Raw genomic sequence first — 22,565 nt, forward strand, 5'->3', positions numbered from 1 at the left:
GATTTAGATTGTGGAGTTCCTTGTGTGATCTCTCCTTCGTCGAGATGACATAAAATGAAATAAAAAAAATACCAATACGTGATTTAAAAAAACTTTGTCCCTTTGTTCCTAAGAACCTTTGCGCCTTTCTTATAAAAAATTCTTAATTTGCGCCTTCAAATAAGAAGGAGAAAAATGAAGGTCTGTATTGCTGAGAAACCAAGTGTAGCACGTGAAATCGCATCCGTTTTGGGTGCCAATACCAAACACGATGGGTATTACGAAGGCAATGGTTACGCTGTGACTTATACTTTTGGACATTTATGCACCTTAAAAGAACCTAACGATTATAAACCGCACTGGAAAAGCTGGGATTTGAACAATTTACCAATGCTTCCTGATAAATTTGAAACCAAAGTAGTTCAGAATTCAGGAATCCAAAAGCAGTTTAAAATTATAAAAAGCCTTTTTGACAAAGCCGAATTGGTTATAAACTGCGGAGATGCCGGGCAAGAAGGAGAATTAATTCAGCGCTGGGTGATGAACGAAGCAAATTACAAAGGTGAAATACAACGTCTGTGGATTTCATCTCTTACTACCGAAGCGATAAAAGAAGGCTTTGACAACTTAAAACCTTCTGAAAACTACGATAATTTATTCTACGCTGGATTTTCAAGAGCGATTGGCGATTGGTTACTTGGTATGAATGCTACTCGTTTGTATACCGTAAAACATGGCGGTTACAAACAAGTTTTGTCTATCGGGCGTGTGCAAACGCCGACATTAGCAATGGTTGTAGATCGATTTAAAGAGATCGAAAACTTTAAACCGCAGCCCTATTGGGAATTACAGACTTTATATAGAGAAACGCTTTTTAGTTATGAAGAAGGTCGTTTTCTGAAAAAAGAAGATGGTGAAATTTTAGCCGAGAAAGTCAAAGAGAGTGATTTTGAAATTGTTTCTGTTGATAAAAAGAACGGAAACGAATATGCACCAAAACTTTTTGATTTAACTGGTTTACAAGTGTATTGCAATCAAAAATTTGGATTTTCGGCAGAAGAAACACTTAAAATTGCACAATCTTTATACGAACAAAAAGCCATTACCTACCCAAGAGTTGATACGACTTTTCTGCCTGGAGATATTTATCCGAAAGTAACGGGTATTTTACAAAAATTAACGCATTACGCAGAACTGACACAGCCGCTTTTAGGCAAAAAAATAAAGAAATCGCCTAAGGTTTTCAACGATAAAAAAGTAACAGATCACCACGCTATTATTCCAACTGGAATAGAAATTAATCTGCAATACAATCAACAGCAAGTTTATGATATTGTTACAAAGCGTTTTATTGCCGTTTTCTATGATGATTGTTTAGTTGCAAATACGACTGTTATTGGAAAAGCTGCCGATGTTACTTTTAAAGCAACAGGGAAAGAAATCTTAAAAAAAGGATTTAGAGTTGTTTTTGAAGATCCAAACGCAAAAGAAAAAGAGGCCGATTTACTGCCAAGTTTTGTTGTGGGCGAAAAAGGACCGCACGAACCTTCGTTTCTGCAAAAGGAAACCAAACCGCCGAATCATTTTACCGAAGCAACTTTACTGCGCGCCATGGAAACCGCAGGAAAACAAGTTGACGATGAAGATTTGCGCGAATTGATGAAAGAAAACGGTATTGGTCGTCCGTCAACACGAGCGAATATTATCGAAACACTTTTTAAACGTCAATATATTGTTCGAAATAAAAAGCAGGTTTTACCCACAACAACAGGAATTCAGTTGATTGATACAATTCAGAATGAATTAATAAAATCGGCTGAGCTTACGGGTTCTTGGGAAAAACAACTGAAAGACATTGAAAAAGGCAGTTTTACCGCTTCGGCCTTTATAAAAAACATGAAACGCATGGTTGAAGCTTTAGTCTATGAAGTACGAAGCGAAACCAAACATGCCAATATTTCGCACGCAGCAACAATCCAGAAACCTGTTGTTAAAGCAGAAAAAAAGAAAGCTGCAGGAATTTTGTCTGAAACCTGCCCGAAATGTAAAAAAGGGAATTTCATCAAAGGAAAATCCGCTTTTGGATGCAGCGACTATAAATCTGGCTGCGATTTTGTCCTGCCTAATGTTTTTGCCGATAAAAAAATTACCGAAAGTCAATACTTGCGACTGCTTCAAAAAGGGTCAACCGTAAATATAAAAGGCTTTAAAACAGATTCTGGAACGGTTGAAGGTTTGATTCGTTTTGAAGAAAATTTCAAACTTAAACTAGAACCTAAAAAAACTCAAGCTAAACAGACAACAAATGAATCATCTGATTCTTTAACCTGTCCGAAATGTAAAAAAGGAACAATCTTAAAAGGAAAAACGGCCTACGGCTGTGCTGAATACAAATCGGGTTGTGATTTTAAAGTCACTTTTGATGAAGTACGCACCAAGCTGAAAGATCAAAAACCTACTAAAGAATTGGTTTATTCTATTTTGAAGGAAAGCGTTTAGTTTTTTTTCTTGCCACTGATTAATGGGATTAAAATGATTCTTTGCTTTGCTTTGCTTTGCGTGTTTGTTGCCACTAATTACACGAATTTGCACGAATTGATTTTTATGCAGTTTTTGGCAGATTTAATTTTCATCCTGTATTATATAAAATCTAAGCTGTTGCGTGTAATCTTTTTAACACATAGGAACATAGGCTCTAGTTTGTTAAAAAAGGCGTTTCACTTAGTAAAAATGCACAAAGTATCTCTATGTGAAAGAAATGTGTTTCTTTTTACATTCTTTCTTAGCTATAAAATCTATGTTTCTATGTGTTTAAATAAAACTGTTTAGAAATGCCAAAAACATTTCCAATTTTTCAAAGTTTAATTAGTGAAAATTCGTGTAATTCTTGGCAAACTTTTTTTTCATACTTTAGTGCAATCAAAACTCATAAATATGTTTCAGAAAATTACTCTATTAGCACTTGTAATAACAGCTGTTTCTTGTCAAAAAAAGGAATCTGTAGAAAAAGATAAAATCAAAATTGCCGACTGGCTAATTGGCAATTGGGAAAACAAATCGACTGACGGTGTTCTTACTGAAAACTGGCAAAAATTAAACGACAGTACTTTCAGCGCTTCTTCTTATTTTATAAAAGGCAAAGACACTATCCATTTTGAGTCTATTATTCTAGCTCAGCTTGGAGAAACTTTAACGTATAAAGCAACTGTAAAAGGGCAAAATGACGACAAACCAGTTTCTTTTGCATCAACTTTAGAGTCTGATAAACAATTGGTTTTTGAAAATGCCAAGCACGATTATCCTCAAAAAATCACTTATACGAAAGGTGCAGATAATACTTTAACCGCCGAAATTTCTGGAAACTTGAATGGAAAACCAAGTTCTGAGAAGTTTGTAATGACTAAAAAGTAGATTTTTTGAATGTTTACAATTGTCCTAACTTTTTTCGGCATTATTATCCTATTGGGTATCATCTTGCATATAAAATATTCGATTATTCCAAAATCATTTATACCTCTTGAAAGCAAAATAGTTCGCTTTGAAGAAAGGATAAAATGGCGTGATGCTGTAGGAAGTCCAAGCAATCCAGAAGTATCATCAACTTACTATGTGCCAATTATAGAATATACTTTTAATGAAAATATATATATTTATGAGGGTAAGATTCCGATAATGCTTGAAACTTACAATTTTGATCGTAAAATAGTTTTATACATTAACCCAAAAAAGCCATCTGATGTCAGACATAAAATTAAACACTATTGGGAATGAACTATGGAATGGCTACAGCAAGCACAATGAAATTCGAGCTTTTTTAATCAATCTAATTCAAAGTGGAATTACTTCTTTCATTTTTAAATATAATCGAATAGAAGAAACAATGAGCACGACTTTCGATTTTAGGTTTTATTGTATAGAAAATCAGGTTGAAAAAGAGCTATTCTACATTAATTGCAGCTCTACCAGAAAGACTTTGCTTTCTTTCTTGGAAATCCTTAATCATATTAATGAAAACTATAAAATTGATTTAGTAAATGAATTCGCTAATGATGGTTATTTTTATGATAGCGAGAAGCAAGAAATCATAAGACTTATATATCCCTAATTTTCAACAAAAAAGAATCAATAAAAAAACTTAGAACCTCAGCACCTTCAAAAAAAATCTACTCGTTCTCCCCTATCTTATTGACCATAAAAATCATCAGTATTCCTAAAAGTGCCATTACTAAAAAAGCCCATTTCATACTTAGATATTCAGAGATAAAACCAACCATTGGCGGCACTAATAAAAACCCTAAATAACCAATAGTAGATATAGAAGTTAATGCTGAACCGCTGCTTAATGTTGATGATCTTCCGGCAATACTAAACACAAGCGGAACTACGCAGGATACTCCAAAACCAATTAAAACATAACCAAAAATAGTTGGATAAGCATATGGCAGTATAAAGCAGATCCCAAATCCTACTGTGATTAAAACGCCGCTGTAAAATAGAATTCGTTTGGTACCAAATTTCATTACGCCATAATCGCCAAACAAACGTCCTAAGGTTACTGCTGTTGCAAAAAAGACAAATGCGGCACTGGTTAACTTTGGCGAAGCTTTTAGTATGTTTTCGAAATAAATTCCGCTCCAATCGTACATTGTATTTTCACAGGCCATTGAAACAAAGCAAATCAAGGCAAATTTTACCAGATTTTTTTCGGGCATCGAAAAGAACTTCTTTTTTACTGGAACTGGTTCATTATGAATACTCATTGGATAAAAACAAGCTGTAAGTGCCATCATAAAAACGCTTACTCCTAATAAATGGTGTGATGGCGCAATTTGCTGCGTTACCATAACGTAGCCTAAACCCGCACCTGTAAAAACGGCAATACTCCAAACGGCATGAAAACGAGTTATGATCGATTTAGGATATAATTTTTGAACCTCCAGAGATTGTGCATTTATGGATAAATTGAAAATATTACGCGAAGCTCCAAAAATTAAAAGTACAAAAACCAGCTGCCATACAAACGCAACCAATCCTGGAAGCGACAATACTATATTAAACATGATTGCTCCTAAAAGCATAATATACCGGCTGCTGTATTTGTTCAACAATTTTCCTGTAAAAGGCATTGTCAGCATTAATCCAATTGGAAATGCGAACAAAACCGCACCAAATTCGGCTTCAGATAAATGCAATTGTGCTTGTATATGCGGAATTCTAGAAACCCAAGAAGAATATCCAAAACCTGATAGGAAAAAAAATACAGTATTGGCTATACGATATCCTCTAGGTGTGTTTTGAATTTTTTTAAAGAATGGTAAAATCATGAAGGCTTTTTTCAGATTGCAAAATTAGGGCTTTTTAAAAGGAACTGCGACCCTTTTTGCTTTTTCTATTTGCAAAATACCAATTCAACTGTTTTAGGTTCAAAAATAGAACAACAACTTTCTATTTTAATAATAAATAATGGCTTTAAATACATAAAAAGCAAAAATACTAAGAGGCATATTATTTACAAATACAATGCAAAATCAAGGTTTTAACAAATCAAACAAGAATTAGCTTTAAAGATTTTTATTTTTATTTTTAATTGTTCTAAATAAACTTTAAGTTTGTACCATTATCATACTTAACAAATTAATCTTGATCATATGAAATCAAATACTTTAAAAACAATAACATTTTTATTTTTAGCCTTTTTTGCGGCACCTCAACTTTTTGCACACGCGCTTTGGATTGAAACTAAAGCTGCAGGAACAAAAGGAAAAGCACAAGAAATCTCGGTTTACTTTGGAGAATTTTCAGATAATGACATTACGAAAGCTGACAAATGGTTTTCTGATTTAAAAGATTTCAGTTTAGTATTGGTTTCTCCTTCAAAAAAAGAAACAAAACTTACTGCAAAAGCTTTAGACAATAAATATCAAGCCTTTTTTACTCCTGATGAAGACGGAGTTTATACTGTTGTAATGCATCATAAGGTAAAAGATGTTTACGGAACTATGGTTCTTGATTATAACTCTAGCGCAACTGTTGTGGTTGGAAATAAAACTGCTGGAAATTCTGCTTCTGCCAACAAAAATGTAATCAGCGTATTTAGCGAAAATGCTGATAGTACAAAAAAAGACTCAAAAATAAATGGTGTGGCTTTATATGATGGTACAGCTGCAAAGGAGCAAAAAATTAAGGTTATCGCTCCAAATGGCTGGGAAAAAGAATTATGGACAAATGATAAAGGCGAGTTTTCGTTTACGCCAATCTGGTCTGGAAATTACATGGTAGAATTTGCTTATACTGAAAAAGCTGCTGGTGAACACAATGGCAAAAAATACGATGAAATCTGGAAAATGGCTACTTACTTAATCACGGTTAAATAATTTTCAATCTTTTTTTTAGATTAAATCACGAAGTTAATCTTCATGAAACCTTGTTCTTCTGAGCAAGGTTTTTTTTAGTGTTAAACTGTAAACATTAAAATAACATTAGAACAACCTTATAATAAAATTAAATCAACATTAAAACATCTTAAGTAAATCTTAAGACAAAACTAAGAATAGTTTAAGCAATAAAACACCTCTAAAAATTTTGTTAAAGGCTTTATGCAGTCTTATATTTGCAAAAAATTATTTTTATTAAATCTAAATAAGTAAAATGAAATATAACTTACTACTCGCTTTATCCTTGATTAGTTTAGCGTCTTATAGTCAAGATTATTCAAGTGCCGACAATACCACAACTCTTAATGATACGGTAAAAAATAAAAAAGGAGAAATTCTTAATGAAGTTTTAATAACAACTAATAAACCTAAAAAACCTATTGAAGCTGCTCGCTCTGGTATTAAAGTAATGGACTTGCCTCAAAGTGTTCAAATTATTGGCAGTGATATCATTGCACAACAGCAAGCTATTAGATTGAGTGAAGTTGTTAAAAACATGAACGGTGTTTATGTAGGTTCTGCTCGTGGTGGTGCTCAAGAATCATTCTTTTCAAGAGGTTACGATATGGGTGCAAACAATATGTTTAAAAACGGATTCCGTTTTAGCAGCGGCTCTATGCCAGAAGTTTCTTCATTAGAAAAAGTAGAATTTTTAAAAGGTAGTGCTGCTTTATTATACGGAAACGTTGCTCCAGGTGGAATTTTAAACATGGTAACTAAAACTCCTCAATTTACTAAAGGCGGTGAAGTTTCTATGCAAATAGGAAGTTTCTCTTACTACAAACCTTCTATTGATATTTACGGACCTTTAAATAGTTATATTGCTTACCGTTTTACAGGTTCTTACGAAAACTCAGAGAGTTTTAGAGATGTTGTAAAAAATGAGCGTTACTACTTAAATCCATCGTTTTTATTTAAGTTGAGCGACAAAACTCAAATTACACTTCAAGGTGATTATTTAAGCTACGACTGGACTCCAGATTTTGGAACGGGAATAATTGGAAAAGAAATTGCTGATGTACCAAGAAACAAATATTTAGGAGCACTTTGGTCTTACGGAAAAACGAATCAAACTAGTGTTTCGGCTTTAGTTAACCATAATTTTAATGACAACTGGAAACTTAATTTCAATACGTCATTCCAAAATTACAAAAGAACTTCTAAAGGAACTGAGCGTGTATCTATCGACACAACAATTCCAAATTATGTAAATGGTGATTATATTCGTCCATTAGGGCAAAATCAAAACTTTGAGCAAATCATTGGTGAGCAATTAAGCTTACAAGGGATTTTTCATACTGGAAAAGTTAAACACCAAATTTTTACAGGTGTAGATTTAGAAAACTCATTCACTCAAGCTTACACTTATGCTTTTGACGAAAAAGCGGTAAAAGATGCTAAAGGAAAATACATTGTTAATGCATACGACCGTGTAAACATTTACGATCTTACTTATGACGGACAGCGTATGGATATTCCAAATGCAAATGCTACAAGACTTGTAAATACAGATTCAAACCGTTTTGGAATTTACGCTCAGGATTTAATTTCTATTTCAGAGCAATTTAAAGTTTTAGCAGGATTACGTTGGTCATGGCAAGAAACTCAAGCTGAAACAACTGATTATACAAAAGCTACAATAACTAAAGGACAAAAATTAACAGATGCGGCTTTTTCTCCTAAAGTTGGTTTAGTTTATCAGCCTACAAAAAACACTTCATTATTTGCAAGTTATGCGAACTCATTTACGCCAAATACAGGAACAACTGTTGATGGTGAAGCTATCAAACCATCTATCATTGACCAATATGAGGTAGGTATTAAAAAAGATTTCTGGAGAGGTTTATTAAGTACAAACGTTACACTTTATCAAATCACAAACAGTAACTTAGCTCAAACTGCTGAATTTAAAGCTGACGGAACTCCTAATACGGATACAAACGTAAAAGTATTAAGTGGTGAGACTAAAAGTAAAGGTATTGAAATCGATGTTACAGCAAGACCAGTTGACGGTTTAAACATTATTGCTGGATACAGCTACAATGATATGCGTTACAGCAAAACTTCAGGTTTAAACGGTAGTTTTATTGAAGGTGACCGTTTGGCTAGAACTCCTGCAAACACTGCAAACTTAAGCTTCTTTTACACGCTTCAAGATGGTTTATTAAAAGGTGTTTCTTTTGGAGCAATCGGAAATTACATTGGTAAGAGAATTGGAGGATGGAACAATTTAGTTGTAATTGATCCTAAAACTGGAGTACAAACTATAAACGACAGAGAAATTCCTTTAGAAGGCTACACTACAATTGATGTATCTGCTGGATATACTTGGAGAAAAATCTCAATTTTATGTAAATTATCAAACATTACAAACGAGTTGAATTATACAGTTCACGAAAACTATAGTGTGAATCCAATCGCACCACGTCAAATTATGACAAGTTTACGTTACAAGTTCTAAAAATTTGAATTAGATTATAATGAACCAAAGCTTTTTCCGCCTTTTCATTTTTTGAAAAACGGAAAGAGTTTTGGTTTTTTAATACACAAACCTTATCTATCATTAGATAAGGTTTTTTATTTCAATAAAAGGAAATATTCTAATTGTATTACTTTTGCTGAGCGGACACCTCATATTCCAAAAAACAAAAAATCCAAATATGTCAGATTTCAAGAAAAATCAATTGCAGAAAAGTTTAGGTCTAAGTTTTAATATAGCAGTGTTAATTGGAGGAACTATTGGAGTTGGTATTTTACGAACACCTGGAACAATTGCCGAAATGCTAAGTAATTACTGGCTTATAATTGCTTCATGGCTTTTTGGAGGTCTATATGTTTTATTGGGTGCCAATTCGTATGCAGAACTTGCAACTATGTTACCAAAAGCCGGCGGTTCTTATAATTATATAAAAAGAGCTTTTGGAGAATATGCAGGTTTTTTGTCTGGATGGTTCGATTATATTACCAATGTTATTCCGCCCGCTTTTTATTGCATTGTCATCAGCGAATATATTATTATTTTATTTCCTGAACTTGCAAATTACGCCACAGTAATGGCAATTTCATTATTGCTTGCTTTTGTATTAATACACTTGAGCGGCGTAAAAAACGGAAGTGTTATTCAGCAGATTACAAGCTTGCTTAAAGTGATCTGTTTTGTTGCTTTAGTAGTCGCCTGCTTTATGTATTCTGGCATTGAAACTACACCGATAAAAACGGATAGTTCTTTTTTTCAAATTGGGTTAATCTTTGGTTTCTTCAAATCTTTACAACTTATCATTGGTACTTACAATGGCTGGAACAGCGTTTGCTTTTTTGCTGAAGAAAATGATGATCCAAGCAAAAACATTCCTAGATCATTATACAGCGGAGTTTTACTTGTTATGTCAATTTATGTTTTGGTAAATGCAGCATTTTTTCATGTTCTGCCAATAGAAACTTTAGCCAAATCAAATCTCGCTGCTGCCGATGTTGCTAAAATTCTTTTTGGAGAAAACGGCGCTCTTATCGTTACAATAATTTCCATTTTTTCTTTAATCAGCATTCTGAATGCTTTTATGATGATTCCGCCAAGGATTCTTTACGGACTAAGTCGTGACGGATTTTTTATTGAAAAAGGAACACAGGTAAACAAAGGCGGAACTCCTATTGTTGCACTTTTAGTTTCATCACTTTTCAGTTTATTTTTAATATGCATCGGTTCATTTGAAGTGTTGTTTTCCTTCGCCGCTTTTATCTCGATTATTGTTTGGGGATTGGCTTATTTTTCACTTTTAAAGTTAAGAACTCAAGAACCTGATCTTCCACGACCTTACCGTTCTTTTTGGTATCCGTGGACAACGATAATTGCGATTATAATCTCAATTGCTTTATTAATAGGATTTATTTACAGCGATCCTAAAAGCTTTATAATCATTTTAGGAATTACGGCAGTTTCTTATCCTTTGTTTTTGGTTTTGAGAAAAAAATTATAAAGTAATATTTCTGCTGACATACTGCTGTCACTCAATGTGATTTAATTTGCTGTACAAAACATAAAAAAGATGAGCAAACTAGATTTAACAAAAACGGATAAAATATATTACAAAGCTAAAACCAGTCCAGAAATACTTCATATAGAAAAAACAAATTATATATCGATTACAGGAAAGGGAGATCCTTCGGGAAAAGAGTTTTCGGAAAAAATTCAGGCTTTATATGGTACCGCTTATATTCTCAAATTCATGCTTAAAGCTGTAAACAATGATTTTGTTGTTCCAAAACTAGAGGCTTTATGGAGTTTTGATACTGAAAAATACGCTGCCATTTCGATGGATGAAGCACCGCTAAAAATACCTCGATCAGAGTGGAATTATCGAATTATGATTAGAATGCCGGATTTTGTATCTAATAAACAAATTGAAGATGCTATTATTATTGCGGTCAATAAAAAACAAATAGACTTAGCTAAGTTTATTGAATTTCATGAAATGGCAGAAGGTAAAGTCATTCAGATTCTTCATATTGGTCCTTTTGAAGATGAACCGCAGACTTTGAAAAAAATTCAAAAGTTCAGCATCGAAAACAATCTGCAGCAAAATGGGCTGCACCATGAAATTTATTTATCAGACTTTCGTAAAACTGCTCCCGAGAAATTAAAGACTTTATTAAGAGAACCTGTAAAATGACTTTTTTTTGATAGCCACGAATTACACGAATTATTTGCAATCAGATTATAACCCAATATTTTCATCCAGAAGAACTTGCGATCTCTACAAGCAGCTCGACAAAGTTTGATTATTACAAAGTTTGTCATTTCGACTGAAAGGAGAAATCACACAAGAAGCTCAACAAAGATTGACGACTTTCGAAACGAATTTACATGTGTGATTTCTCCTTTCAGTCGAAATGACAAAACACAAAAAAAGCTGCCCAAATGGACAGCTTTTAAAAAGTAACTCTGATTCTTATTTCAAACCAGCCAAACTCTGCTCGATTGTAGCAATTTTTGCTAAAGCATCGGCTTGTTTTTGTTTCTCTATGTTTAGGACTTTTTCTGGAGCTCCGTTTACGAATTTTTCGTTTGAAAGTTTCGCTTCTACAGATTTCAAGAATCCTTTTGTATAGTTTAATTCTTCTGTCAGTTTTGCAATTTCTGCTTCAACATCAATATTTCCTGTAATCGGAATGAAATATTCATTTGATTTTACACGGAAAGACAAAGCACCATCCACTTTTTCAGATACATATTCAAAAGCAGAAACATTTCCTAATTTCGTTATAACTGAATCAAAATAAGTAGAAACATTTTCGCTGTTAATTCCTTTTAATTCGATACTGTCTTTAAATGGAATATTTTTGTCTTTACGAATAGTTCTAATTCCAGAAATTACTTCAATTGAATTTTCAAAATCAGCAACTAATTTAGCATCAAAAGGTTTTAATTCTGGCCAAGTCGAAACAATTAAAGCTTCTTCAGGAGTTCTTTCAGCAATTAACTGCCAAATTTCTTCCGTCAAGAAAGGCATAAAAGGATGCAATAACTTCAAGTTACTTTCAAGCATTTCGATCGCTTTAGCGAAAGTTACGCTGTCAATTGGCTGCTGATAAGCTGGTTTGATCATTTCTAAGAACCAAGAACAGAAATCATCCCAAACTAATTTATAAATAGCCATAAGAGAATCTGAAATTCTGTATTTCTCAAAATTATCTTCAATGTCAACTAAAGTCTGCTGTAATTTCGCTTCATACCATTCGATTGCCACTTTTGACGATTCTGGCTGAGCGATAGTTTCTGAAACTTCCCAACCTTTAATCAATTTGAAAGCATTCCAAATTTTATTTGAAAACCCTTTTCCTTGATTACACAATTCTTCGTCAAACATAATGTCGTTTCCTGCAGAAGCACTTAAAAGTAATCCTACACGAACTCCATCAGCTCCAAAAGCATCGATCAAATCTAAAGGATCAGGAGAATTCCCTAATGATTTAGACATTTTACGACGTTGTTTATCACGAACTAAACCTGTTAAATATACGTTTGTAAATGGTTTTTCACCTGCATATTCGTAACCTGCAATGATCATTCTTGCAACCCAGAAAAATAAAATATCCGGACCTGTAACTAAGTCGTTTGTTGGATAGTAATATTTATAATCTGCACTTTCCGGATCCATGATTCCGCCAAAAACGGACATCGGCCAAAGCCAAGATGAAAACCATGTATCTAAAGCATCAACATCTTGTTTTAAGTCAGATGTTGTAAGTGAGTTGTTAGATGTTCTTTCTTTAGCTAAAACTAAAGCATCTTCAATATTTTCTGCTACTACGAAATCTTCTTTTCCGTCTCCGTAATAGTAAGCCGGAATTTGCTGTCCCCACCATAATTGACGAGAAATATTCCAATCACGAATATTGTTTAACCAATGTGCGTAAGTGTTTTCGAAACGTTTTGGATGTAATTTAATATCTCCCGTTTCTAAAACCGATTTAATCGCTGGTTTTACTAAATCTTCCATTTTCAAAAACCATTGATCAGATAATCTTGGTTCGATTACGGCTTTGGTTCTTTCAGAGGTTCCAACTTTATTTAAATGGATTTCGGTTTTTGCCAAAGCTCCAATTTCTTCTAATTCTTTCGCGATTTCGGTACGAACTACAAAACGATCTTTTCCTTGATAATGTAATCCGAAGCTGTTTAATGTAGCATCTTCGTTAAAAATATCAACGATTTCAAGATTGTGTTTTTCTCCTAACGTTTTATCGTTCATATCGTGCGCAGGTGTTACTTTCAAACATCCTGTTCCGAATTCTACATCTACATATTCGTCTTCGATAATTGGAATTACTCTGCCACAAATTGGAACGATAGCCTTTTTACCTTTTAAATGAGTAAAACGCTCGTCGTTCGGGTTGATACAGATTGCAGTATCTCCAAAAATAGTTTCTGGGCGTGTAGTTGCAATAGTCAAGAAATCTTCTGAACCTTCAATTTTATATTTTAAGAAAAATAATTTTCCTTGTTGTTCTTCGTAAATAACTTCTTCGTCAGACAAAGTCGTTTTTGCTTCTGGATCCCAGTTTACCATTCGGTAACCTCTGTAGATTAATCCTTTGTTGTATAAATCTACAAACGATTTAATTACAGATGCTGACATATCTGGATCCATTGTAAATTTGGTACGTTCCCAATCGCATGAGGCACCTAATTTCTTAAGCTGCTCCAAGATTGTTCCGCCATATTTATCTGTCCATTCCCAAGCGTGTTTTAGGAATTCTTCACGAGTTAAATCATTTTTATTGATTCCTTCTGCTTTTAATTTTGCTACAACTTTTGCTTCAGTAGCAATCGATGCGTGATCCGTTCCCGGAACCCAGCAAGCGTTGAAACCTTTTAAACGTGCTCTACGAATTAAAACATCCTGAATAGTATTATTCAACATATGTCCCATATGCAAGACACCAGTGACGTTTGGAGGAGGAATTACAATAGTATACGGTGTTCTATGATCTGGTTCTGAATGAAAATAATTATTTTTCATCCAATACTCATACCATTTGTTCTCAATCGTCTTAGCGTCAAATTGTGCTGGAATTGTCATTTAAATAGGTTGTTTAATCGTTAATTTGTTTAACTGTTGAATCGTTTAATTGTTTAACTGTTTTATTTTGCTGCGGGTATTTACATACCATTAATCGATTAAACGAATTAACGTTTAAACAATTAAACAAAAAAATGGTTCAATTTTTGTAATTATAACTGACAGCAAAAGTAAATAATTAAAGACACTATAAAAAGCGAATTATTAATTTGTGTGTTAATTAAAAGAATGTATATTTACTTACAATTAAAAATAATTTCAAAATGAAAAATGTTGCCTCTTTTATTGCAGTCGTATTGTTTAGCGCAATAGGCTATGCACAAAATGGCCCAAAGATTGAATTTGCAGCCTTAGACAATACGATTGATTATGGAAAAATTTCAAAAAGTGATAATGGAGTACGCTCCTTTGAATTCACTAATACCGGCGATGCACCGCTTTTAATTATTGGCGCAGAATCGACAGTTAGTTCTATCGTTGTTACTAAACCTGCTGCGGCAGTAATGCCAGGAAAAAAAGGTAAAATCGATGTTAAATACAACATGGTTTCTGGCCCTATTCGTAAAACAATTACGGTTGAAACAAATGCGGTGAACTATCCTGACGGCCGAGTTGCCCTTAAAATTAAGGGAGAAGTTTTATAAAAAATAATACCTAAAAATAGTAAAAGCCGTTTCTTTAATTAGAAACGGCTTTTTTTTATGATGAATAAAGTCTCCTTCGTCGAAATGACAAGATTGTGACTACTTGTCTGTTTTCTCAGCACATTCTGCAATTTCGAATTTATATTTTACTTTTTCAAAATCAATTGGTTTGTCTTTTACTATATAAGTTACACCCATTGTCGTCTGCATTGTACCATTTCCTAAAATAAGCTGTTTGTCTCGTTTTAATAATGCCATTGGGTTTTTGAATGTCGTATTTTTATTAACGTTGTCTCTAAAAGTATAATCTACGAATAATGTATCACCGTGAAATTCACCAGCAACTTCTCCAGTTCTTACTGTCGAAGGAGCTACTTTCATAATCATATCACCAGATAATTTCCCGTTTTTTAAAGTATTCAATTTTAAATCTATGGTATCTTTCTCGTATATCGCTTTATAACATTCAGTACTTACAACTTTTTCTCCTTCGGCTTTTGCAGCTTCGGCTTCTTTTTGTTTTTCTTCATTTCTACAGCTCTGAAATCCAATACAGATTACAAGCAGACAAGGCAAAACTAGATTTTTCATGTTTCAATATTTTAATCAAGGTTATTGTATAAAATTAATAAAAAAGAAATCAACTGAAAGAATTTTACAGAATTTTCGAATTTATAAATTCTTAATTACAAATTCAGATCTTCTATTTAATTCATGCTCTTCTTCTGAACAGGCTTCATCTGTTTTACATTTTACAATTGGAACGGATTCTCCGTATCCTTTTGCCTGAATTCTTTTTGAATTGATTCCTGACTCGATTATAAATTCTCTGGTCGAATTGGCTCTTTTTTGAGATAAATCTTCATTATATTTCAAATTTCCTCGCGAGTCTGTATGTGATCCAATTTCAACAACCATATTTGGATATTTCTTCATCAATTCTACAACTCTGTTCAAAACTACTTTAGATTCTTTTCGGATGTACCATAAATCGTAATCAAAATAAATAGGATCTGTTTTAATGACCAATCTGTCTTTATTATCTTTTACAACATCTTTTTCCTGAGCTAAAATTTGTTTTACTTTTTCATTCTTTTTCACTTCGGCCACAGCAATTGCTGCTTCTTTTTCTTTTTTCTCCCTTTGTTTTAATTCGATTGCGGCAAGTGCTGTTTTTTTCTTATTCTCTTCTTCTATAATAAGCTCTTGTTTTCTTTTATTTTCTGCAATCTGTTTTTCTTCTTTTTTCATAACTTCCAAAGATTTTAGAGCTAAAGAAGCATCATTTGTTTTATCTCTTGTTTTATCTAAAGTCAAGATTTTAGAAGCAGTGGTATAATTTTCTTTAGAAGCGCTAACTTTATATGAAGATTCACAAGAAACTGTAAAACTAAATTTTCCATCTACCGAAGTTGTAATTGTATTCAAGTGTTTATTTTCTGCATCTTGCAAAATTACAGTTGCATTTTCTAAAGCTAGTTTTGTATCGACATCTGTAATAATTCCTGCAATAAACTGTTTGCAGTCTTCTACGATTAAATCTTTAATTTCTTTAAACCAATAAATATCGTCACTTCCTTTTCCTCCTTCTCTATTCGAAGCAAAATATCCTTCTTTATTGTTATCAATATTAAAAGCAAAATCATCTAGATTTGAATTTAACGGTAATCCAATATTTATTGGTTTAGTATATTCATTGCCAATAATATCTGCTGCAAAAACATCAAGCGATCCGTAACCTAAATGCCCATCTGAAGAAAAATAAAGTTTATTATCTGATGATGCAAAAGGAAATTGTTCTCTTTTATTTGTATTAATTACTGGTCCAAGATTCTTTGGAGTATCAAATGCGCCTTTGTTTATATTTACAGAATAAATATCAAAAGATCCTAAAGTTCCAGGCATATCTGATGCAAAATACAGTACTTTTTCATCAGCACTCAAAGCTGGATGTTCTACTGAATAGTTCGGACTGTTGAATGGAAGCGATGTAATATTTGTCCATTTCCCATCAACTAATTCTGCTTTAAAAATCTGAAGATTTGAAATTTTATTCTCGTCTCTCTTTTTCTTTCTGTTTTTAGAATTATTTCGGGTAAAATAAATGGTTTTGCCATCTTTTGTAAAAACAGCATTAGATTCATGCATTCCTGTTCGTAATGCGTCCGCAAAATAATGCGTCAGCGAATCTGCTGCATTGCTGTTTTTCAAAGGAATTGTTACCAAATTTAAATAAGTTTCATTATCCCATTTGTATTTTTTATCAAATAAACCAGGTTTTAATTTAACGGCTGCAAATACTAGATTCTCACCATATTTTACAGCTCCAAACTCAGAATTCGGGGTATTCAGGGCTAGATTTTTAATTTCAAATCGCTTTCCTATTGCGGTAACGTTTTCTAGTATTTTCAACTCTTTTTCGAAAGCAGCAAGATCTTCCGTATTAGTAGATTTTGCATAATATTCCTTTAAAAAAGTATTCGCTTCATCGTAATTATTAGTTGCTTTTAATGTTTGTGCATATCTAAAATAATATACTCGATCTAAATTATTGTTATAGTTTTTGATCAATAAACGATAATAGCGTTGTGCTTTTACTAAGTCATTAGTATAAAAATAAGAATCGGCTAAGTTTTTAATAACCTCTTGCGATGGTTTTTCCTCGGCTAATTTCTCATATAAAATAATAGATTCGCTGTAATACGTTTTCTCAAAAAAGCGTTTTGCTCTGCTTAATTCTTGATCTTGGGCATTTATAAACTGTATTGAAAATACGAATATAATAACGAGTAGTTTTTTCATATTTTTCATTTTAAAAGAATCTTGGTGATTTGTCATATCCTTTTCCTAATAAGTCCAGATCAAATAGAAGCATGATTTCGTGGGTTCCAGAATTAAACTGCCCTAAATTCGACAATGTATAATCGTAAGCATAACCCACTCTCAATGAAGGTGTGACATTGATATTGAACAACGCACTTACTGAATCATCTATTCTATAGGCTGCACCAAATTCAAATTTCTCGTTATACAAAACGTTGGCTGTAATATCCAATGTAATTGGGGCTCCTGCCACAAATTTGGACATAAATGCGGGTTTTAATTTCAATCTGTCGTTAACTTGAAAAACATAACCTGCAGTCAAAAAAGTATGTATCGCTTCTGAACCAAAAGCGTTTATTCCAGATTTTTCTTCAACATATTTTGATTTTAATAAATTAGGAACTGACAATCCTACGTATAAATTGTCTCTGAAATAATATGCTCCTACACCAATGTTAGGTTTAGTGGCGTTTATGTTTTCTGCGAAAGCAAAATCAGTTTGAGGATCTGCAAATCGAAATCCATTAAAGTTCGTCTGCATAGACGAAAATCCTGCTTTAAGTCCAAGCGACAATTTATTTTTTCCTCCTAAATTTAAAACATAAGCAAAGTCAGCATAAACATTGTTTTCTTTTTTAGCACCATCGCCAATATCATCTGAAACAAATGATATACCTGCTTCAACTTTATCGGTTATTGCACTATGTGCAAAAAAGGTAAATGTTTTTGGGGCTCCAACTGCTCCAACCCACTGTGTTCTGTAAAGTCCGCCAAAATTCATCATTGCAGGAACACCTGTTGCATATGCTGGATTTACGATACTCATATTGTACATATAATGCGTATATTCTGGATCTTGCTGTGCTGAAACGGATGTTATATATAGAAAACTAATAAGAAGTATTATTTTTTTCATTTGAAAACTAGGTTAAAGAATGTAAAAAGAAATTATCGATTTAGGTAAAGACGTCCTTGTTTAGGAGGTTTATTATCTTTATTGAAATTGATAATATAAAAATAGACTCCGTTAGCTGCTATTCCATCTCCAAAACCAGCCGATTCAGAATTTCTTCCATCCCAATTGGGTTTATTTATATTTCCTTTAAACATTACATTTCCATATCTATTGAAAATTTCAAGTGAATAATCTGGGTACAAAAATTCAATATCAGGAATCCTAAAAGTATCATTTACATTATCTCCATTTGGCGAAAATCCGTCAGGAATAAAAAAATCAAATTCCTTAGCATCACAATCTTTTAATGAGACTGCTACTTCTAAATAATTATCCGAAATACAATCTGTAATTGTCGACAAATCATATCCGTAATAAACAGCATTATGAACTAATAAAGTCGTTGATTTTAATAGGTTTCCGTTTTCTTTCGCATCATACCAAGTAACGGTTGATGACACATTTGTCGCTTTTGATAAATCTGAAATAGTTGGATTTTTTAAGCCGCAAAAATCTGCTCCTCCCGAATTTAAAACTGGTGCCGGCGTGTCGTTTACTACAATTGAAACTGCAGTTGGCGCCGATGTACAATTTGCAGAAGAAGTTTCTCTTACATAAAGATTTTCTGTTTTTAAAACATACGTATCTGCAAGCGGTGTTGCCGCTGTTTGAGAAACGTACCATTTATATTGAGATCCTCGCGGCGTTAAATTTGTAATAGTCGCACCATCAACTTTACAAAATGTCTGCAGATTATTTACTGTTGGAGCCGACGGAATAGGATTTACAAAAAAACCATCTGATACATTATTCAAACTAACATCGCATAAAGTCGTATTATTCATCAAATTACTTGCTGAAATTACCGTAGTACCTGTATTAGCTAATAAATTTACTGGAATAAAAAAGTCAGCATTTCCGTTTACAACATTTAAAACCACGGTTTGCAATATTGAAGAATTACTATCAGAAAGCATATAAGAAAGTGTCGCAGTAGTTAGATTTCCTAATCCTGAAACAGCCACTGGAACGGGTTCATTAAAACATTTGTCATTAGCCAATACTTTTACAGTAATTGCAGCTGGCAATGGATTAATAGTCAAATTACCTGCTACATTTGCTATTTTAGTACAACCTGTATTTAATTTTGTAATTCTAACAATAACTAGTTGTGAAACACCACTTTTGACATTTAAACCTGCCGGAATTTCAAATTGTGATTTACCTCCTGCAACTGTTATTGCAGCGGTTTGCCCAAGTGCAAAATTATCTCCTGTTATGTTATAAATAATCTCATAATTACCATCTGCTAACTGAGCGGCATTTGATATTTGCACAAAAGCTTTTTTATTCTGACAGGTTGGAGTTGTAGTTAACAAAGCTCCATCTAAGCGCGGCAGCGGATTAATTTTTAAATCATAAGTCAAATTACCAATAATATTAGTACAGGCTTTTTTGCTGGTCGCTGCAACGATGTTAGTAATTGCAATAGTAAAAGTTCCAACCTGTTTAAAATAGGCAGATTTTATTGGAAACCTAATTTCTCCATTTACAAAATTAGCAGCCACACTTTCTGATCCGCCATTTGGTCCTGAAACCGTAAAATCTATGTTATAAGTTCCGTTAGGAATAACTGAAGTTCCTTGTGTAATTTTGGCTGAATAAACAGCATCAGCGATTCTATCTTCGCAAATATCTGATTCCACCACAAGTTTAGCATCTGAAAAATCAAGTCTTTTTTCAATTCTAATAATAGCCGAGACTGATTTTGACGGGCAAATTTTATTATCTAAAGGTGTAACCGTATAAACATATTGAAATTCTCCTTCTCCATAAGTTTCAAACAACTGCTCTAAATTAACATTATGATCACCTGCAGAAGTTACGTCTGGGCCATTCCATTTGCCTCCCAAATCATGATCTGTAATTAAACTATACAAATCAAAATCTGCGTAGGCAGCTAAACCATCACTTCCGCATAACAATAAATCTTTTGCAGTTCCTGCTTTTGGTGCTCTATAAATTTTAACAAATACTGTAGCGGTCTTTTCAGTACAAGTTCCTATTTGCGGCATTGTATACGTAAATTGGTAAACTCCTATTTTTCCTTTTACAGGATATGCTGCATCTACATACTCATTATTAGTATCATCATGCCATCTTCCATTTTCATGCGGACTTAAAAACTTCCCGTCAAAAGCCTGAAAAAGAGTAAAGTCTTTATCATCATCACAAACCGATATATTAGATGGAACGCCGGCATATCCTCCGACCACAACAGTAACTGTTGATGAATTATCAGTACAACCAGAAATGCCTTCTATTTTGTAAGTATAGCGATAAATTCTGCTATTCCGAATCTCTTGTACATTTAATACGCCAGTTGCCGTATTTAATCCTCCGGAGCCATTATCGTCGGTCCAAATTCCTCCTGGAGCTGCGCTGCCAAGCAGATTAAATAAGGAAATAGTTTTACTTGCTGGATCTGGAGTATCACATACTTGAAAAAAAGCATCACTTCCTGCACATTGTGCATATATTTTTGAAGGCAAAACAAGTAAAAAAACAAAAAACAGTGGTATTTGTAAGAATTTAACGTAGTTTTTGGTCATGTATTATTATTTTGGTTAAACATACAAATAATAAAACACTTGCCAAAAAAAACATAAAATTCTGATTAATTTTAGGTTTCTATATAATGTTATTTCATCTCAAAAGTAAAATTACAACTCATCTTCGAGCCTAAATCGAAACTTTAAAACAAGACTATTTCTCTCGACTTCTAGGTTAATAAATATATCTTCCTCTGATTTTAAAAGCTGATTTATCTGCTGTAAAGTAAACTTATATGGTCTATCTCCATTAATACTTATTATAATATCTCCTTTTTGAAGTCCGCACTTTTCAGCCGCCGAGTTTTTCCGAATATTAACAATCTCAAAAACCGGTTTCAGTAAAAATTTATATCTAAAATTTCCGCCGCCGCCGTTTTCATTTTTTTCGATATCACTTACTGTCGAAGCAAGCTGAACTGTTTCTAGATGCACTGTTTCCTGAACCCATTGCAAACCATTATGCTGAACAGTAATTCCACTTTTATTATAAGTAAAAGGCTCGGCGAATTTATTGTTCTTTTTAAGATATATCTTTCGGTCTGTATAATCCATTACCAAAGTAAACCTTTTTAAAATCTCTCCGCCTACAGATCCAACTCTTCCCGGAACCATCTTTACATTTCGAATAGATGTAGAATCAGGAAAAGCAACAATTGGTTTTTTAAAATTAAAATCGGCAATCGAAAAACTCTTAATTCTAGCCCGATGACCTTCAATATCTCCGCTAAATCCTTTTCCTAAAAAATCAGGAAAATTCTTTTCTGGAAGCTTAATTTTATTGTTTTCAAAAACCCAAAAAGCATCACTATTGCCAATATCAATAAGCAGTTTCGCAGGAATATTAATGCTGTCTAAAACAGCCGAAGCATTAATATAGGGTTTAGATCTTTCTATTGTAATTGGAATTGCTTCAAATTTTGTGTCCAGCTTTTTCTGAATCTCTTTTTTGTTGTCATAAACCGTAATTTTCTTTCTTACGTAATTCACTTCAACAATGTTGTTTTTAAAAAACTTATAGCCAATAATTCCATTAACAGGAATACCAATATGCGAAGACAAATTAAATCCTTGATCTAAAATAACATACAACATGTGATTTTCTGATTTTAATCCATGTGTTTCTAATGTATTATTGGTTGATTTAAGTCCTTCTATTTCTTCTTCGGCGCCAAGTCCTCTAAGTTTTATTTTCTGGACATTATTAAATTTAACTTCCTGCATTTCATCCATACTGAAAAGAATAGTTTCTTCAACACCGGAATCTAAAAGGAAATTAAGTTCTATTCCGTTTACTTTAATCGGAATAAAAATGAGGTTATTTATCAATTGAAAGGGAACAACTACCTTTTTACTATTGTTTTGAATTATGAAATTATCTTGAGCCAGCAGGTTAAAAGATAAGAATAACCCAAAAAACAACATAATATATTTTTTCATTGACAATATTTTATTATAAAATTACTAAATATATTTATAATTGTTACATTTTCATAAGTACTTGTATTGTTTACGTTAAATTCGAAAAAAAAATGCAA

Annotated in this window: 16 protein-coding genes; 9 read left to right on the top strand and 7 right to left on the bottom strand. The window is 33.0% G+C overall.

The genetic code is table 11. The features are described 5' to 3' along the window. Nucleotides 1-174: 174 nt before the first annotated feature. The 4 genes from B0A75_RS15625 (at nucleotide 175) to B0A75_RS15640 (ending at nucleotide 4,084) form a co-directional block, all read left to right on the top strand. Entirely contained in the window at nucleotides 175-2,478 is a 2,304-nt protein-coding gene (locus B0A75_RS15625; RefSeq protein WP_089055216.1) for a type IA DNA topoisomerase, read from the top strand. Nucleotides 2,479-2,913: 435 nt separating this feature from the next. Next, nucleotides 2,914-3,390 (top strand): DUF6265 family protein, encoded by a 477-nt coding sequence (locus tag B0A75_RS15630; protein ID WP_089055217.1) that lies wholly within the window; start codon nucleotides 2,914-2,916, stop codon nucleotides 3,388-3,390. Between the two features lie 9 nt (nucleotides 3,391-3,399). Continuing rightward, nucleotides 3,400-3,750: a hypothetical protein gene (locus B0A75_RS15635; RefSeq protein WP_089055218.1), complete on the top strand. Its 351-nt coding sequence runs from the start codon at nucleotides 3,400-3,402 to the stop codon at nucleotides 3,748-3,750. After that, the gene (locus B0A75_RS15640; RefSeq protein WP_089055219.1) at nucleotides 3,716-4,084 is read left to right on the top strand and encodes a hypothetical protein; all 369 of its coding nucleotides are present in this window, start codon (nucleotides 3,716-3,718) and stop codon (nucleotides 4,082-4,084) included. The genes B0A75_RS15635 and B0A75_RS15640 overlap by 35 nt, the downstream gene beginning before the upstream one ends. Nucleotides 4,085-4,142: 58 nt before the next feature. Here B0A75_RS15640 and B0A75_RS15645 read toward each other — a convergent pair whose 3' ends face one another. Beyond that, nucleotides 4,143-5,303: an MFS transporter gene (locus tag B0A75_RS15645; protein ID WP_089055220.1), complete on the bottom strand. Its 1,161-nt coding sequence runs from the start codon at nucleotides 5,301-5,303 to the stop codon at nucleotides 4,143-4,145. A gap of 324 nt (nucleotides 5,304-5,627) precedes the next feature. Between B0A75_RS15645 and B0A75_RS15650 the strand changes: the two genes are divergently transcribed. The 4 genes from B0A75_RS15650 (at nucleotide 5,628) to B0A75_RS15665 (ending at nucleotide 11,080) form a co-directional block, all read left to right on the top strand. Next, nucleotides 5,628-6,353 carry a DUF4198 domain-containing protein gene (locus tag B0A75_RS15650; RefSeq protein WP_089055221.1) on the top strand — a complete coding sequence of 242 codons (726 nt, stop codon included), beginning with the start codon at nucleotides 5,628-5,630 and terminating at the stop codon, nucleotides 6,351-6,353. 274 nt (nucleotides 6,354-6,627) lie between these two features. Continuing rightward, entirely contained in the window at nucleotides 6,628-8,874 is a 2,247-nt protein-coding gene (locus B0A75_RS15655) for a TonB-dependent siderophore receptor (protein ID WP_089055222.1), read from the top strand. A 199-nt stretch (nucleotides 8,875-9,073) separates the two neighbouring features. Continuing rightward, nucleotides 9,074-10,387, top strand: coding sequence for an APC family permease (locus tag B0A75_RS15660; protein ID WP_089055223.1), 1,314 nt, complete (start codon nucleotides 9,074-9,076; stop codon nucleotides 10,385-10,387). 69 nt (nucleotides 10,388-10,456) lie between these two features. After that, entirely contained in the window at nucleotides 10,457-11,080 is a 624-nt protein-coding gene (locus tag B0A75_RS15665) for a GyrI-like domain-containing protein (RefSeq protein ID WP_089055224.1), read from the top strand. A gap of 279 nt (nucleotides 11,081-11,359) precedes the next feature. Here B0A75_RS15665 and B0A75_RS15670 read toward each other — a convergent pair whose 3' ends face one another. Then, a complete protein-coding gene (locus B0A75_RS15670; protein ID WP_089055225.1) occupies nucleotides 11,360-13,993 on the bottom strand; it encodes a valine--tRNA ligase in 2,634 nt (877 codons plus the stop codon). 263 nt (nucleotides 13,994-14,256) lie between these two features. On the opposite strand from B0A75_RS15670, the gene B0A75_RS15675 reads away from it, so the two are divergent. Further along, on the top strand, nucleotides 14,257-14,637 hold the full coding sequence (locus tag B0A75_RS15675) for a DUF1573 domain-containing protein (protein WP_089055226.1): 381 nt from the start codon (nucleotides 14,257-14,259) through the stop codon (nucleotides 14,635-14,637). Nucleotides 14,638-14,736: 99 nt separating this feature from the next. On the opposite strand, the gene B0A75_RS15680 is transcribed toward B0A75_RS15675, so the two are convergent. From B0A75_RS15680 to B0A75_RS15700, 5 genes are all read right to left on the bottom strand, one after another. After that, on the bottom strand, nucleotides 14,737-15,228 hold the full coding sequence (locus B0A75_RS15680) for a hypothetical protein (protein ID WP_089055227.1): 492 nt from the start codon (nucleotides 15,226-15,228) through the stop codon (nucleotides 14,737-14,739). A gap of 81 nt (nucleotides 15,229-15,309) precedes the next feature. Next, a complete protein-coding gene (locus B0A75_RS15685) occupies nucleotides 15,310-17,439 on the bottom strand; it encodes an OmpA family protein (protein ID WP_089055250.1) in 2,130 nt (709 codons plus the stop codon). A gap of 10 nt (nucleotides 17,440-17,449) precedes the next feature. Next, nucleotides 17,450-18,376, bottom strand: a complete 927-nt coding sequence (locus tag B0A75_RS15690; protein ID WP_089055228.1) for a PorP/SprF family type IX secretion system membrane protein — start codon at nucleotides 18,374-18,376, stop codon at nucleotides 17,450-17,452. 32 nt (nucleotides 18,377-18,408) lie between these two features. Then, the gene (locus B0A75_RS15695; protein WP_089055229.1) at nucleotides 18,409-21,027 is read right to left on the bottom strand and encodes a gliding motility-associated C-terminal domain-containing protein; all 2,619 of its coding nucleotides are present in this window, start codon (nucleotides 21,025-21,027) and stop codon (nucleotides 18,409-18,411) included. A 111-nt stretch (nucleotides 21,028-21,138) separates the two neighbouring features. Then, on the bottom strand, nucleotides 21,139-22,467 hold the full coding sequence (locus tag B0A75_RS15700) for a PDZ domain-containing protein (RefSeq protein WP_089055230.1): 1,329 nt from the start codon (nucleotides 22,465-22,467) through the stop codon (nucleotides 21,139-21,141). Nucleotides 22,468-22,565 lie beyond the last annotated feature (98 nt).

This window comes from Flavobacterium oncorhynchi, assembly GCF_002217355.1.
In the GTDB taxonomy this organism is placed as follows: Bacteria; Bacteroidota; Bacteroidia; order Flavobacteriales; family Flavobacteriaceae; genus Flavobacterium; species Flavobacterium oncorhynchi.